The 15,597-nt window shown below is 51.8% G+C and carries 14 protein-coding genes and 1 pseudogene; 12 read left to right on the forward strand and 3 right to left on the reverse strand.

The window, feature by feature from the left end:
- The 9 genes and pseudogenes from ACEW8P_RS19255 to ACEW8P_RS19295 all read left to right on the forward strand — a co-directional run.
- Window positions 1-823, forward strand: a pseudogene (locus tag ACEW8P_RS19255) (hypothetical protein); the annotation flags it as partial.
- A gap of 187 nt (window positions 824-1,010) precedes the next feature.
- Window positions 1,011-1,373 carry a hypothetical protein gene (locus tag ACEW8P_RS19260; protein WP_373514704.1) on the forward strand — a complete coding sequence of 121 codons (363 nt, stop codon included), beginning with the start codon at window positions 1,011-1,013 and terminating at the stop codon, window positions 1,371-1,373.
- A 149-nt stretch (window positions 1,374-1,522) separates the two neighbouring features.
- Window positions 1,523-2,029 (forward strand): hypothetical protein, encoded by a 507-nt coding sequence (locus ACEW8P_RS19265; protein ID WP_373514705.1) that lies wholly within the window; start codon window positions 1,523-1,525, stop codon window positions 2,027-2,029.
- Between the two features lie 22 nt (window positions 2,030-2,051).
- Entirely contained in the window at window positions 2,052-2,555 is a 504-nt protein-coding gene (locus ACEW8P_RS19270) for a CsgE family curli-type amyloid fiber assembly protein (protein WP_373514706.1), read from the forward strand.
- A 28-nt stretch (window positions 2,556-2,583) separates the two neighbouring features.
- Complete coding sequence (locus tag ACEW8P_RS19275) at window positions 2,584-3,015, forward strand: curli production assembly/transport component CsgF (RefSeq protein ID WP_373514707.1); 432 nt, start codon at window positions 2,584-2,586, stop codon at window positions 3,013-3,015.
- A gap of 47 nt (window positions 3,016-3,062) precedes the next feature.
- Window positions 3,063-4,505: a CsgG/HfaB family protein gene (locus ACEW8P_RS19280; RefSeq protein WP_373514708.1), complete on the forward strand. Its 1,443-nt coding sequence runs from the start codon at window positions 3,063-3,065 to the stop codon at window positions 4,503-4,505.
- Between the two features lie 60 nt (window positions 4,506-4,565).
- On the forward strand, window positions 4,566-6,101 hold the full coding sequence (locus ACEW8P_RS19285) for a carboxypeptidase-like regulatory domain-containing protein (RefSeq protein ID WP_373514709.1): 1,536 nt from the start codon (window positions 4,566-4,568) through the stop codon (window positions 6,099-6,101).
- Between the two features lie 14 nt (window positions 6,102-6,115).
- Window positions 6,116-8,080 carry an asparagine synthase-related protein gene (locus ACEW8P_RS19290; RefSeq protein WP_373514710.1) on the forward strand — a complete coding sequence of 655 codons (1,965 nt, stop codon included), beginning with the start codon at window positions 6,116-6,118 and terminating at the stop codon, window positions 8,078-8,080.
- Between the two features lie 85 nt (window positions 8,081-8,165).
- Window positions 8,166-9,455: a sterol desaturase family protein gene (locus ACEW8P_RS19295; RefSeq protein ID WP_373514711.1), complete on the forward strand. Its 1,290-nt coding sequence runs from the start codon at window positions 8,166-8,168 to the stop codon at window positions 9,453-9,455.
- Between the two features lie 98 nt (window positions 9,456-9,553).
- On the opposite strand, the gene ACEW8P_RS19300 is transcribed toward ACEW8P_RS19295, so the two are convergent.
- Entirely contained in the window at window positions 9,554-10,522 is a 969-nt protein-coding gene (locus ACEW8P_RS19300) for a 1-phosphofructokinase family hexose kinase (protein WP_373514712.1), read from the reverse strand.
- Window positions 10,523-10,634: 112 nt separating this feature from the next.
- On the opposite strand from ACEW8P_RS19300, the gene ACEW8P_RS19305 reads away from it, so the two are divergent.
- Window positions 10,635-11,342, forward strand: a complete 708-nt coding sequence (locus tag ACEW8P_RS19305) for a DJ-1/PfpI family protein (RefSeq protein ID WP_373514713.1) — start codon at window positions 10,635-10,637, stop codon at window positions 11,340-11,342.
- A 161-nt stretch (window positions 11,343-11,503) separates the two neighbouring features.
- On the opposite strand, the gene ACEW8P_RS19310 is transcribed toward ACEW8P_RS19305, so the two are convergent.
- Window positions 11,504-11,923, reverse strand: a complete 420-nt coding sequence (locus ACEW8P_RS19310) for a Fur family transcriptional regulator (RefSeq protein WP_373514714.1) — start codon at window positions 11,921-11,923, stop codon at window positions 11,504-11,506.
- 138 nt (window positions 11,924-12,061) lie between these two features.
- Here ACEW8P_RS19310 and ACEW8P_RS19315 point away from each other — a divergent pair, with 138 nt between their 5' ends.
- Window positions 12,062-12,463: a MerC domain-containing protein gene (locus ACEW8P_RS19315; protein ID WP_373514715.1), complete on the forward strand. Its 402-nt coding sequence runs from the start codon at window positions 12,062-12,064 to the stop codon at window positions 12,461-12,463.
- Window position 12,464: 1 nt separating this feature from the next.
- Here the strand turns inward: ACEW8P_RS19315 and ACEW8P_RS19320 are convergent, their stop codons facing one another.
- Complete coding sequence (locus ACEW8P_RS19320; RefSeq protein WP_373514716.1) at window positions 12,465-13,694, reverse strand: serine hydrolase; 1,230 nt, start codon at window positions 13,692-13,694, stop codon at window positions 12,465-12,467.
- A 144-nt stretch (window positions 13,695-13,838) separates the two neighbouring features.
- Here ACEW8P_RS19320 and ACEW8P_RS19325 point away from each other — a divergent pair, with 144 nt between their 5' ends.
- On the forward strand, window positions 13,839-15,560 hold the full coding sequence (locus ACEW8P_RS19325; RefSeq protein WP_373514717.1) for an IlvD/Edd family dehydratase: 1,722 nt from the start codon (window positions 13,839-13,841) through the stop codon (window positions 15,558-15,560).
- Window positions 15,561-15,597 lie beyond the last annotated feature (37 nt).

The following is a 15,597-nucleotide window of genomic DNA, read 5'->3' on the forward strand; positions in this document are numbered from 1 at the left end:
GCAGTCGGGCCAGCAGAATACGGGTACTGCCCTGCAGTCAGGCAACGTAGCACGCAGCACGATCAACCTGACCCAGCGCAAGGACAACAACATGGCCACGCTGACCCAGACCCAGGGTGATCTGAACGTGATCGCGGTTCGTCAGATTCCTGACAACTTCGACACGCAGATGAACACGACGACCATCAGCCAGGCTGGTAGCGAAAACGAAGCTCGCCTGACGCAGACGGGCTACAACAACTCGTTCTCGCTGACCCAAACGGGAAACGAGCACAGGGTTCGGCAGAACGGTACCAATCTTTTCGCCCTGCAAAGTGGCAACGGCAACACGGCCGATCTGACTCAGTCGGGCAATGGTGATGGTGCGGCCGGTGGTCACACGATCAACTTCGACCAGTCGGGTACGAGCAACACGGCTGACATCGACCAGTCGGGTACGGGTGACAACGAAATCACGCTGATCCAGCAGGACGACGACAACGACGCCACGCTGTCGCAGGATGAAGGTTCTAACAACATCATTGTGGTGAATCAGAACCCTGACAACGCCGGTACAATGGGCGGCATGGTGATGATCAGCCAAACGGGTGGTAGCGACAACGAGGCTCGTCTGAGCCAGACGGGCAAGGAGAACGAACTGACGCTGACGCAAGACGGCGACGGTAACATCCTCCGCCTGAGCGGTGCTAACAACACGGCTGTTCAGGCTGGTGACGATAACACAGCGTTGTTGAGCCAAACTGGTGAAGACCATATCATCAACTTCAACCAGGGTGGTATGCGTAACTCAGCCACCATCACGCAAATGAATGGCACCTTCTAAGGAGTAGCCAATCATTCTGCGGAATAGTGCAGTACGGCATGAAGACCGGGCCGAAAGGTTCGGTCTTCATGCTTTTTTTATGTAAGCAATATTTCCCCCCAATGGGAGTTCTATAACTGACTCCCCAATAGCCGGAAGACTGAAAATTCCGAGGCATCACAAACTTTAACCTTTTAGACATAACCAGATGAAAAATACACTCCTCATTCTGGGGTTGATCGGTTCCGCCACGGCGGTATCCGCGCAGACTACCCCCCAAAAAAATCAAATCGTGCAACAAGGCAACAACAACGTCTTTCAATTGGAAGTAAAAGGCACTCCGGGCGACACGCTTCCCCGCACCCGGGTCATTACCCAAAACGGTACGAATCAAATCCTGATCGACACGACTGCCGTGTCTGGCTCCGCCGAAGGAGTCATGGAAAACGTAGCCGTGGAGCAGCGCGGCAAGAAGAATGTCGTAGCGATCGAAACCAAAGGCGGGAAAGGAAACTCGGTGCAGGTAACGCAATCAGGATCAGGCAATACGGTTTCTATTAAGCAAAACTGAGTCCGGCAGTTTTTCGTAATTGCGTTAGTGGATGACCATTCGATAAATCGATTGGTTTTGTTTATAAAATTTTAAAAAAATTACGATACCTTTGCAACTCTTTTCGGGAGGGGCGCGTACCTTAATGAAACACACATAACAAATTAGCTATGGCCAATACTATCAAACAAACCGCCGGGTTGGCTTTCTTGCTGCTCATGGGTTCGACTTTTGCCCAGGCTCAGCAATTGGGTACCGACCCGGAACTTACCGTTCTCAACAAATCAGACCTGATGATGCAGAGCAGTCTTACAAACGCTTCTTCTTCTTCGGTGCAGGTGATGCAGGTAGGGCAAGTCACAAGCTACCAGCAGGGGGACGGCAACCGTCAGTACGTGAATCCCAACGCCGGAGAAAACAACCTGCGTCTGGTTCAGCAGGGCGACTTCAACAACATGGATCTGAACTTGCTGGGTGAGGGCAACACTTATCAGTTTTCACAACTGGGTAATAACAATGACCTACAGCTTCGCAGCCTGGAAGCCAGCAACAATACGCTGCAGATCATCCAGCGCGGCAACAGCAACCAACTCATTGACAATGGTTCCGGCTTACTGGATCGCCCCATCAGGATTGAACAGAGCGGCGGCATGAAAGTGTTAATCAATGGGCAGTAAATCGAAAATATTTCCGGCAATAATGTGCCTGCTGGGCATACTGCTGTTCGGAGAATGCCGGGGACAAGATGTGGAGAGTGGAGGAAGTGTGGAAGGGTATTTCGATGAAAGCCAGGCTGTGGCGCAGGAACAAAACCTTTTTCTGGAGAGTGCTACCGGTATCTTTTTGCTGGATGAAACCCGCACTAAAAACGGGCGGGATTTTTACGAGTACGTTTACCAGAGGTGGCTCACTATTCAGTCGGATACCACTCTTATTTCACCCACTGCCTTTGCCGATATTGGCGAAGAACTCACTGTCTCCATCGACGAGCAGCCCGTGCCGGGTGGCATTGGCACTTCTACCATCGTCTCGGTCTCCGTCAATGATGTCATGATTTACCAACAGTTCCTCCAGCCGCGTCTCGGGGTGGTGGAAGAAATGGCGGGTGATGCCGCCAATATGTTGACGCAGTACATACAATATTTTCAGGAATACCAAAAACAGCTAGGCAGCGAAGACCAAAAGGGAAACGGAATTTACTAGACGATTTAGGCCAGAGATAAATGTTACTATGAAAAAAATCACTTTACTTATCTTCTTCATGATGTTGGGTGTGACAGCCACTATGGCTCAGCAGCTCAACTACCGCCCCCAAAACCCTGCTTTTGGCGGGAATACTTTCAACTACCAGTGGCTGCAAAGTTCCGCCACGGCCCAGGATAAGCTAAAAGATCCTAACGCAACCGATTTTACTACTTCCCGAACCAGCTCGCCTACCAACCGTAACTCGCTGGATGATTTTTCGCAGACCTTGAGTCGGCAGATCCTCAACCGGATTAGTTCTCAACTACTGGCTAATCAATTTGGCGAGGACGCTTTGCAGGAGGGTACCTTCCAGTTTGGCGACCTGCGTGTGGATGTCACCAACGGCTCCACCGGAGTGAATATCCGTATCGTGGATGGTAAGGGTGGCGAGACCACCGTCACTGTTCCCTATTTCTGAAAGCAGTTACTGCTCCCCTTCCTCATTTCCTCATTGTTTTTTAGAAAATGCATCTGAAAAAGTACCTGGTCAAGCCTGGCTTGATTACCCTCATCGCCTTAGTGGGCGGCTGCAGGGCCTATTTTCATCAGCCCACCGCCCTCCACTCGGCTCGCCTGGGTGAAGAAACTACGATCACTGATGAACTGCGACTACTTCCTCCACCCAAGGAAGCTCTGGCGGCGGCGGTGTACAAGTTCCGCGACCAAACCGGACAATACAAGCCCGCCGAAACCTCCAACTTCTCCACTGCCGTCACGCAGGGTGCTACCAACATTCTCCTCAAGGCGATGGAGGATAGCAAGTGGTTTCTGAACATCGAGCGGGAGAACGTAAGTAACCTGCTCAACGAGCGGAAAATCATGCGCTCCAGCATGACGCAGTACAACAATGCCAACGAACTGCTCCCGCCGCTGCTGTTTGCGGGAATGATCCTCGAAGGAGGCATCGTGTCCTACGACGCCAATATCATCACAGGCGGTGCGGGACTCCGGTACTTCGGAGCGGGCGGTTCTACCGAATACCGGCAGGATCGCGTGACGGTTTACCTGCGGGCCATCGCCACCCGCAACGGTAAAATTCTTAAAACGGTTTATTCTTCCAAGACCATCCTTTCGCAATCCGTGAATGCCAGCTTGTTTCGTTATGTGCGTTTCAAGCGCATTTTGGAGGCGGAGACGGGTTTTACGACCAACGAACCTTCGCAAATGGCCGTGACAGCGGCTATCGAAAAAGCCGTGCAGGCGCTAATTATGGAAGGAATCAAGGACAACTTGTGGTTGGCTGATGAAAAATATGCTGAACAGACCCAGCAGCAGATGGCCGATTACGAAGCTGAAAAAGCCGAAATGCAGGGAACCGATATTTATGGCGTCACCAACTCCACCGAGCGGCCGCGCCTTAGCATTACGCCTTATGTATCGATGCTGCGGCTGAACGGCGACTACGCCATTCGTAGCTGGAAGCCCGGTTATGGACTGAACGTCAACTACAATATAACCCCAAAGTGGGGCGTTCAGGCAAATGGCTTCATGAGTTCGTTTTCGACGTTCACGAAGGATCGCTCTTTCACCTTAGATCGCAACTGGCGCAATGCCGACCTGTCGGTCGTTTATCAAGGATTGCCCTACCAGCGCATTACCCCATTTGGAAGCCTGGGCATGGGTCTGTCGCAGACCTCCACGGGGAATGGCTTTTCCAATAATCTCAAAACCTTCTCGTACGCCAAAGCGGGCGGAGGGCTGGAGGCACTGGTGAGTAATAAGATCGGTTTCCGGATGATGGCCGATTACTATTTTATGACCAACGACCAGGTGGACGACATCGCCAATGGCCAATTGAATGACTCGTTCTTGCGGCTCTCGGGCGGCATATCGTTCTACATTGGTCGGGGCTCCAAAAAGCGGGCCGTAACAGCACCCGTGTTGAATCAGACCCCCGCTACAAACTAGGAGACGATCCCCTTTATTCGATAAAATATTTCTGATAACAACATCATTTCTATGTCATTCATGAATTTCAAATTTAGCCGCATTGCAGTGTTCCTGGTGGTTGCGTTGACTGCGCTCTGGTCAGCGTCCTGTACCGAGGATGTGTTCGTAACTCCCAAAGTATTCGGTAAGATTACGGGCAAAGTAATCGATAACGTGACGAAGAAGCCTTTATCGGATGTATTGATAAAGCTCAATCCTTCGGGAAGGAGCCTATTGACTGACACGACGGGTAATTTCTTGTTCGATAGTCTCACGGTTGGAAGCTATACGATCAGCGCTGAGAAAACATCCCTTTTCAACGAGTACGTCACTGTGGAAGTCGCTGATAGCCAGAATCCGGTCGTTACGATTTATATGTCGGAGGACATCAAGTCCAACCGTGCTCCGACTCAGCCCACCAGACCGATTCCCGCCACGGGTACTACGCTGAGTGGCGTCAATGGCCAGTTGTTTGCCTGGACCGCTACCGATCCGGATCGTGACACGCTTACCTTCGATGTGTACCTGTTCAAGGAGGGCAGTTCGCCTGCTACGCCTTTCCGAACCAATTATGGCAACGACACTTTGTTTGTCGATAATCTGGAATACGACAAAACCTACTACTGGCAGGTAGTGGCCAAAGACAAGCGGGAGAAGGTATTCAGTGAAATCTGGACGTTCAAAACGCCGAAGTTCCCCTCGCTTAGCTACGTCTTCGCGCGGGAAACGGGCGGGATTTACCAAATCTACGCCGCCAACGACGACAAAACTGTGGTACAACTGACCACGGAAGGAAGCAACTGGCGACCCATTGTCAGCCCCGACGGGGAGAAAATCGCTTTCATTTCCAACCGCTCGACTAACCTGCACATTTTCACGATCAACCGGGACGGATCGGGGTTGCGCCAGGTCACCGACGTACCCGTAGGTGGTCTGCTAGCTCTCGACCTTTCCTTTTGCTGGGCAAACAACGGTTCTAAAATCATTTACCCCAGCAACAACCGACTCTATTCAATCAATATCGACGGGACGGGACGAACTGAGGTGGCCCGCGCCCCGTCGGGACGGCAGTTTGCCGGTTGCGATTGGAATGAAGCCACCAAAGCCATCGTGGCCCGCACCACCGGAGAAACCGTGTACGATAACCAATTGTCGATCATTTACAACGGCGGTTTCTCAACAACGATCTTCACCACTGACAAACGGATGAGCAATCCCGCAGTTTCAATCGATGGCGGCGAAATTTTGTTCTCGTTGGACACTAACCCATTGCGGAGTGAGAACGGCCGACAAATAGACGCCCGGATTTACGAGTTATACCTCGATCAGTTGCCTGAGGTATCTTTGCGAGATCTCTCGTCTGCCACGGGAACCAATAGCAACAACGCTGTGAAGCCAGCAGGCACTAATGATTTGGATCCGCGTTACTCACCCAACGGGCAAAGCATAATTTTCACGAACGTGAACAACGTCGTGGGATCGGTACCGAGCCTGTACACCACGCCCCTGGGCGGCAGCCGGAACCGAGTCAAGATCGTCTCCACCGCCGAAATGGGCTACTGGCGGCAACAGTAAAGAAGTAAGGTGCAATGAGCGGAATTGTGGGGCTAATCCGGTGGGACGGTGAAGAGCCATCCGCCGGATTAGCCCGGCAGATGGCCGACCGGATTGCCCACCGGGGAGCCGATGGAGTACACGTTCATAATTTACTGAACGTCTCTGTAGGTTATTTACACCTGAATGTTACGCCGGAGTCGTTTCAGGAAGCCCAACCGCTGGTTAATGAGCGGGGTAACGTGCTAGTTGCCGATGCCCGCATTGACAACCGCGCCGAGTTAAGGAGATTTTTGAATTTGCCCGTTGAAATCGCTGGTGATTCGATTCCCGACAGCCAATTGATCCTGAGTGCCTACGAGAAGTGGGGGGCAGATTGTCTGGATCATCTCATTGGCGATTTTGCATTTGTCATCTGGGAACCTGTTACCCAAACTATCTTTTGCGGACGCGACCATTCCGGGGTGCGTCCGTTTTATTTTCATTATGTTCCGGGCAAGTACTTTCTGTTTGCCTCGGAAATAAAAGCCCTCTGGGCATTTCCTTCTTTACCGAAAGCGATCGACAAAAGTCGTGTGGCCAACTATCTGTGCCATTGGGGACAATTCAACATTTACCAGCGCAACACATTCTTCGAAGCGGTGAGTAGTCTGCCCCCCGCACATTGCCTGCTGGTCAACGAGCAGGGAGCATCGGAGAAGATGTATTGGCGAATAGACGCCGAGAAGTACCGTTTTGAAACAGATGTGGAGTACCTGGCTGCCTTCAAAAAGGCTTTCCTCGAAGCAGTTGCCTGCCGAATCCGGACTCCATTTCCCGTAAGTGCTTTTCTGAGCGGTGGTCTGGATTCGTCTTCGGTGTCTGCCGTGGCAAGTACCTTACTGGCAGAGGAGAAGCGGACGCTTGATACCTACTACATTGATACGGAACTGGAAGAAACTTCCGAAAAGGAGTACGTTGCGCCTTTTCTAGAAATGCACCCGGTCCAACATCACGAGCAGACGGCCGACCGTGATTACTATGGCTCTTTGAAGGAAATAGCGAACATCACTGATATGCCGGAGATGTTCTCACTGACTTATAATCATTTCGCTCCGATTTTGCGCGGAGTGTCTGGCAAGAACAGCCGGGTAATGCTGACTGGGAGTGATGGCGATACCGTAGTGGGTTACGGGACGGAATGTATTTACGAGGCCATTGGACGGAACGATTGGAAAGAAGCCGTTAGACTGATGGATATGGCACACAACAGGCAGTACTACCAGGAAAAATTTGGTCGCAAAAAGGGACATGAACTGTACGCCGGACGAATGGTAAGCGTATTCTGGAAGCGTCTCCCGGCAATTTTTCCAGGACGCATCAGGTCGAGGTGGCATTTCATCAAGGGCATGTTGTTCTACCTGAAAATTTCGCCGCTATACCTGCTACGTATTGCAATCAAAAGATTTTCCAGGAAGACTAACACCGCAGCCAGCTACGAAGTTGATCCTGAGTTGGCGGCCCAATGCACTCCGTTTATGAAGGAAGGGCCGGATCACCCTCCGACTACGAATTTGCTCATCAATAGTGGCTTGTATTACCAGATGATGAGTGAGATCAGCGAGTACTACGACATCATTGGAGCGCGTCACCAAGTGCAGATTTGCCACCCTTTCTTCGATAAGAGACTGATCGAATTATGTCTGTTCATTCCTGCTAAATTGAAGTTTTACGAGGGGTACGGTCGAGGCCCACTTCGGGTAGCCATGCGTGATTTTTTACCAGAAAAAATTTTGCAACGAAAGGGAAAAGCCGACTTTACGGCGAGCGTCGATGAGCAGTTGAACAAGCAAGAGCGTGACCCACTCACCGAGATCGAGGAAAACAAACACCTGCTAGAGGGCTTTATCGTTTCCAATAATGAGAAGCCCGAAAATGCCTCCCGAAATATTAAGGACTGGCAACGTCTGCACCACAGAATCTTGTATTTCCTGCATTGGCGCAAGGCACAGGGAATCTAAAAAAGAATTGGCTTGTTCCTAAGTTTTCGGCAACTTTATAGCCGAAAAATGATAGAGCTACTTCTATTCTTTTATTCTTTCCTAAATGGAGCAATACGCCAAAATCCTGACCATCGCCATGCCCGTTTTTCTGCTCACAGTGATGGGAGAAAAACTGTACGGCTGGGTCCGCTTCCGGCATCATTTCAAAAACATGGATATGATCTCGAGCCTTAGCTCGGGTTTCACCAATAGCCTGAAAGACGCGTTGGGATTGGGCATTTCCATCATTACCTACGCATGGATGGTGGAGCATTGGGCGGTTTTTGAAATAAAATCGACGATTTGGGTGTGGCTCATTGCTTTTGTGGCGCTGGATTTAGCGGGGTATTTAGGTCATTTGCTCAACCACAAAGTCAACATCCTGTGGAACCGCCACCTGATCCACCACAGCAGTGAAGAATTTAATCTGGCCTGCGCCCTGCGGCAGAGTATTTCAGGCATTCTCAATATTTTCACCATCTTCCTCATTCCCGCCGCCATCGTCGGGGTACCGGCCGTGGTCATCGCGGTACTGGCTCCCATTCACCTTTTCGCGCAATTTTGGTACCATACGATCTATATTGGCCGGATGGGGTTTTGGGAGAAATTTCTGGTCACGCCCTCGCACCATCGGGTTCATCACGCCATCAACCCAATTTATATCGACAAGAACCATGGGCAAATTTTTATTATTTGGGATAAAATCTTTGGTACTTTCCAGGAAGAACTACCCGACGTACCGCCTGTGTACGGCATCACGCGCCCAGTAAGTACCTGGAACCCAATCAAAATCAACTGGCAGCATCTTTGGCTACTCGTACAGGACGCCTGGCGCACCCGAAGCTGGTACGACAAAGCCCGCATCTGGTTCATGCCCACGGGCTGGCGACCCGCCGACGTCCCGGAACGCTATCCGGTCAAGAAAATAGAGGACGTTTACAATTTCGAGAAGTATGCCCCCGCTGCCTCCCCTACTCTTATCGCCTGGACCTGGATACAATTCGCCTTCACTTTTCTGCTGATTTTCACGCTGTTCAGCAATCTCATGCAGATCGGACTCCCCAATGCTATTCTCTGCGGGGCGTTTATATTTCTGGGGATTTATGCCTACACCGAACTTATGGATCGCAACCCTCAGGCCTGGCTTTGGGAAACCGCTCGCAACGTCCTCGGTATGGGCATCTTATTTTACATGGGGAATTGGTTCGGCGTTGAGACACCCGGCAGTTGGCTCAGCTACCTCCTCGGCAGCTATTTTGTCCTGGCCACGGGCTTAACTATTGCCCTCACCGTTGTAGACATAAAAGTAAAGCCCACTCAAGAAGCGGAGCGTGTTTTAGAATGGGCAGAGTAGTTTTTGCTTAGCAGGCCCCTGCGGTGTACCGACCCCGTGGCGTGTGTAGATGTTTAGAGGCGTCAGCAACTTTGTACCTTTGGAACTTTGCCCCTCCCCTACCTTATCGCCGAAGCATACCGCACTTCGTAACGATTGATCCAGTCGAGCAGACGGTTGACATCAGGAACATGAAATAATTCGCTACCGGGATTCATGGTAGCGGCGGTGCCACAGGCCACGCCCATGCGGGCCGCTTCGCGTATTGTCCTCCCCTGCGAAAGCGTCCACACCATTCCGGCAACCATACTGTCGCCCGCGCCGACGGTACTCTGCTTGGTTACGGGCGGGGCGGGGACGTGTTCAACATAGTCGGCCGTAACGAGCATTGCTCCCATCGGCCCCATCGAAATCACCACAATTTCGCAGTTCCCCCGGATGATCAGGGCGCGAGCGGCTTCGTCCAATTCATCCATTTCCAGATGTTCTACTCCAACCAGTTCGCTCAATTCGGTTACGTTGGGCTTTAACAAGTACACTCCTGCCTCCGAAGCCAGCCGCAACGATTCACCCGAGGTATCGGCAATGAATTTGGCACCCTGCCGCTTAGCCAATTCCGCAATCTGTTGGTAAAAATTGGTAGGTACGCCCGGTGGTAAGCTTCCACTGGCAATGATGAACGATGGGTGCGGATCGATTTCTTCCAGGGTGTCGAGTATCGCTTCGACTTCGGTGGGCATCAATTGGGTGCCGGGCATGCCAAAGCGGTATTGTAACCCGGTGGTAGTTTCAACGATATTGAGGTTTTCCCGCGTCCATTCCTTGGTTTCTACAATGCGGATAGAAACATTCTCTGCCTTGACAAGTTTTTGCAGACGCTGCCCGGTGGGGCCACCGGAGGTGAATACTGCAATGGGGTCGCCTCCCAGACGGTGAATGGCCTTGGCGACATTGATGCCGCCACCTCCCGCCTCGAAAAGCGGCGTTTTGCAGCGGAGTTTACTATCCGGCACCAACCGCTCGACGGTGGTACTTTTATCCACGGCTGGACTGACCGTGAGGGTGACAATTGGTTTCTTGAGAGGCACGGGAGCTAATTTTGAATTGGTAAATTAGAAAATGAGTAAATAATGCGCTTATCTTCGCTTGGAGGGAAGCTAGTCAGGCCAAATTCGCTCTCGTTCAAATTTATACTTTTCTATGGAAGAAAGAAGAGGATTCTTGAAAAAATTGGGGGCTGTGTCGGCGGGGATCACTTCTCTTTCTCTTTTGTCCACTCCATCGGCTGTGCCGTCTTCTACACCTGAAACGATTTCCAGCGACCGTATGAAAGTCGCTTTTGTACTCTTCAACGGCATCACGATGCTGGATTTCGTAGGGTTTTACGATCCGGTTTCACGACTGAAATCTCAGGGTTACATTCCGAATCTCAGTTGGGATTTTTGTTCGTTCACCGACACCGTACAGGATAGTTTCGGACTGTCGATTGGGTCAACGCGGGTACGGCAGTCGCTGGACGCTTACGATCTCATTTTCGTGCCGGGAGGCTTCGGTACCCGCGCTTTATTGAATGACCGCGATTTTCTAAACTGGCTCAAAACGGCCCAGAATGTACCGCATAAGATATCGGTATGCACGGGAAGTCTGTTGCTCGGGGCCGCTGGGTTCTTGCAGGATCGGATGGCAACTACCAATTTCAAAGAGTACGAAAGGCTGAAACAATACTGTCCCAACGTCCAGAAAGTTCGTATCGTGGAAGACCGCAACGTGATTACCGCCGGAGCGGTGGCGGCGTCATTGGACCTTGGACTTTATGTCTGCGAGAAATTTGCGGGCGTAGAGGCGCGCGAAGCAATTCGCGCCAACATGGATTACCCGAAAGTAGAGGTGTCGGTGAAGAAAGTATAGTACTTACGGCTGGCTCTCACTTGATTCCCATCTTCTTTGAGATCAATCTCCTTAAAAACCTCGACCACTTTCAGGCAACTCACGAACAAATTCCACAGCAGCCCCCGAAGGAAAGAGCGAATAGCAATAATAGGGCAAGGGTATTTTTCAGCCAGCAGCCTTCAATTTTTTGTGCAGTCAGCGCACAAACCCTGGATCAGCAGATTGATTTCCTGAGCGCGGTAGCCGGCGGGAAGTTGGACAGCCGGGACGTGCAGGTTCTCCAGGCAATTGGTTTCGCCACAGGCATTGCATTTGAAGTGTACGTGGTCGTGGTGATGATTGTCCTCGGTGCATCGTTCTTTACACAGAGCGTAGCGGGTGCCTTCATCATCCAGTACTTTGTGAATGATACCCTTTTCAAGAAATGTTTTCAGGGTGCGATATATCGTTACGCGGTCGAAGCGTTCTTTCAGGCTGCCTTCCAGGTCACCGTGCGAGAGAGCTTTTTCGCGGGCGAGGAAGGTCTGAAGTACTTCCTCGCGGCAGCCTGTGGTACGGAGGTTGTGTTCTTTTAGGGTGTCGTTGATTGTTGCTTCCATTGGCTTTTTTTGCTTTCGCTCTACTGATCAACGGGCTGTCAGGCAACCGTTGCTCCGACCATACCACAGGATAATAATGCAACAGCGTTGCAAAAGACTAAGTTTCATGCTACTTTTGCAACAGCATTGCATAAAACGATGAAAAATAACACTTCCACCCATCTTGGACATTCCCATGGCAAAGCCGACTTTGTGGGCATTGCAGGTTCGCTATTGTGCCTGATTCACTGTCTCATCACGCCCGCTTTGGCAATCGGTGGTTCGCTTTCTGCTCATGAACAACTGGCAGTCGGACCACTCCATCTGGATTATTTCTTCATTCTCATTAACGGTGTTGCCGTGTACTTTGCCACGCGCGATCACAAAATTCCGGTTCTACAGCTCTTCCTGTGGTCTTCCCTCGTGCTGTTTTCCTCGTCACTCCTTTTGGAAGACATCAACCCGGCATTCAAAGTAACGGGGTACTTGGGTTCCGCTTTTCTCATCCTCGGCCACGGGTATAACTTGGTGTATTGCAAGCCTTGGAGAGTCAATCGGTGAATTACTTATCGTACTCCACCTCAAAACGGCTCAAATCCGGGCGACCACGTTTTTTTCGGTTCATTTCGTACTCGAAAATGGCTTCGCCCAGATGCGCCATGAAGGGAAATCCCACGCTTTCGTAGGCGTAAGTATCGTCGTTGTAAATCTGGTTTTCGTTGCAATCGATCACGGCAGTGAGCATGAACTCGATGCCGCGCTCGAAATCGACGATGTAGGCGTTGTCTAGTAAGTACCCGTAGGCATCGCCCACCTTATTGAACACGCGGATGTGGCGGGGCATCCGCTTTTTGTTATTGCCAAAAATAAAAAACTTCACGTAGCTGTCGTAAAAGTCCTCCGAATAATGTTCGGGGTAGCTCGTCTCCATGGGCAGTTGCGACATGTACCGATACAGGAATTGGTAGTCGTCAGGCTTCAGGTCGAAGCGCTCGGTGGGTTCCAGAGTTTCGGAAAAAAAGATGGCTTTCAGCAACTTGTGTTGATCTTCCAGCGCAAAGGCATTTTTCTCCGTAAAATCGAAAGGCTCATTCACCAGATTACCATCCTTCATATAACCTTTTCCGAGCAGAATGGGCGCGGCGGGCTTTTCAACTTTCTCGGCGTAGGCTGCTGGTTGCTGATAAATCACCTTTCCGTTTTTCTCAAAGCGTAGCGGATTGGTATAGCGGTTGTTCTCAGTGCTCATTGGCAGTTGCAGACGATGCCGGATGCGGGTGTTCAGGTAGCCTTTTTCCCGCAGCTTTTCATTGAATTCTTCTTGTCCGATAAACTCGTAAAGCCGATTGAAGGCATCATTGTCGCTCACCAACAGAACTTTCTTCGCATAATGCGACACCGACGGCAAGCCGTTTTCGGCAGTGGTGTCGGTGGTGACGGCGGTTTGTTCGGGGCGGGTGGCTTCGGTAAACATCGGCGTGTCCTTATCTAGCCCCGCGATACTCAATTGGTTTATTTTTTCAAAGGCCAGCAGTACGGCGGGCAACTTGACAGTACTGGCCGGATAGAAGTACTTGTCCTTATCGATATTATAGCGATAGGTCGTAAAATGAGGTTCGTTGCGGCGATTGCGGTCGATTTTGGTGTACATGATCTGCACGCCATGAGCACTCGGGTTTTCCAGAATTTTGCCGAACCATTCCGGATTTTTCCGTAAGATTTTTTCAAGAAAAGCGTCCGAGACGGGCTGAGCGGAAAGCGTGGAGGCAAACATACATACCAAAGCGGCCAAAAGCAGACCGCATTTTGGGTGGAAAGGCAAAGTCAAACGGAACATAGCATAGAAAGCGATAAAAACGATACGCAAGATACGTTATAAATCCACCAAAAGTACCTTTGCTTCCCATTGACTACTCATTGAATTTCAAAACCTGTTATGGACAATAAGAAAGAACTGCGCAGCCGGGGCTGGTTTGGCAAAGAAGGAAAAGACGGATTCATCTACCGTGCCTGGATGAAAAACCAGGGCTATCCCGCCGATGAATTCGAAGGACGGCCCGTCATCGGTATTTGCAATACCTTCTCGGAGCTCACGCCCTGCAACGGACACTTCCGCGAGCTGGCCGAGTCGGTCAAGCGCGGCGTGTGGGAGGCGGGTGGCTTTCCGCTGGAATTCCCGGTGATGTCGCTGGGCGAGACGCTTATCAAGCCCACCGCCATGCTCTACCGTAACCTGGCCAGCATGGACGTCGAGGAGTCCATCCGCGCCAACCCTATCGACGGCGTGGTTCTGCTTTGTGGCTGCGATAAAACTACCCCCTCGCTGGTAATGGGTGCCAGCAGCGTGGACATTCCGACCATCGTCGTGTCGGGTGGACCAATGCTGACGGGCCGTTACCGGGGCAAAAGTATCGGTACGAGCGATGTCTGGCGGTTCAGCGAAGCCTTCCGTCAGGGCAAGATTACCCAAGAAGAATTCACGACTTCCGAAGCCTGCATGTGCCGAAGCGCGGGTCACTGCGCCGTGATGGGAACGGCCTCCACCATGGCCTGCATGGTGGAGTCGCTGGGCCTGACGCTGCCCGAAAACGCCGCTATTCCCGCCGTCGATTCGCGCCGCAAGGTCGCCGCCCACCTCTCGGGCCGCCGCATCGTGGATATGGTCAAGGAAGACCTCCGACTGTCGCAGATTTTGACGCGCGAGGCCTTCGAGAACGCCATCAAAATCAACGCCGCCATCGGCGGCTCCACCAATTTTGTTATTCACCTCCTGGCCATCGCGGGCCGCATCGGCGTGGATTTGAAACTGGACGACTTCGACCATTTATCCTCCGACATCCCTTTGCTGGCCAATTTGCAACCATCAGGCGGGTACTTTATGGAGGATTTTTACTACGCGGGTGGCTTACCCGTGGTGATTAAGGAAATGCAATCGCGGCTGCACGGCAACGTCATCACTGCCAACGGCAAGACGATGGCTGAGAACTGCGCCAACGCCGAATGCTTCGACCCCGAAGTGATCGGTACTTTGGAAAAACCCGTGAAAGACTTGACCGGACTGGTCGTGGTGAAGGGCAATTTGGCCGTCAACGGCGCGGTGCTGAAACCCTCGGCTTCGCTCAAACCCGAATTGATGCAGCACCGCGGCCCGGCCCTGGTGTTTGACGACATCGACCACTACAAGGCCCGGCTCGACGACCCTAACCTGGACATCGACGAAAATACGGTGATGGTTCTGAAAAATGTCGGCCCAAAGGGTTACCCAGGCATGCCCGAGGTGGGGAATATGTCCATTCCCAAGCGGCTTTTGGAAAAAGGCGTGATGGACATGGTACGCATTTCCGACGGCCGCATGAGCGGTACGGGCTTCGGCACGGTAGTACTGCACGTGTCGCCCGAGGCGGCCGTGGGCGGCACCCTCGCTCTGGTACAGGACGGCGATATGATCGAACTCGACGTGAAGAACCGCCGTCTGCATCTGGATGTGTCGGACGAAGAACTCGAAAAACGTCGCGCCGACTGGAAGCCGCTGGAGCTGGGTTACACGCGCGGCTTTGTCAACCTGCACATCGACCGCGTCATGCAAGCCCACGAGGGTGCCGACATGGATTTCCTGCGCGGCGGCTCGGGAGATAAAGTAACGCGGGATTCGCATTAAGGAAGTTCCAAAGGCACAAAGTTCCAAAGTGAAGCCG

The organism is Persicitalea sp. (assembly GCF_041751555.1).
Taxonomy (GTDB): domain Bacteria; phylum Bacteroidota; class Bacteroidia; order Cytophagales; family Spirosomataceae; genus Persicitalea.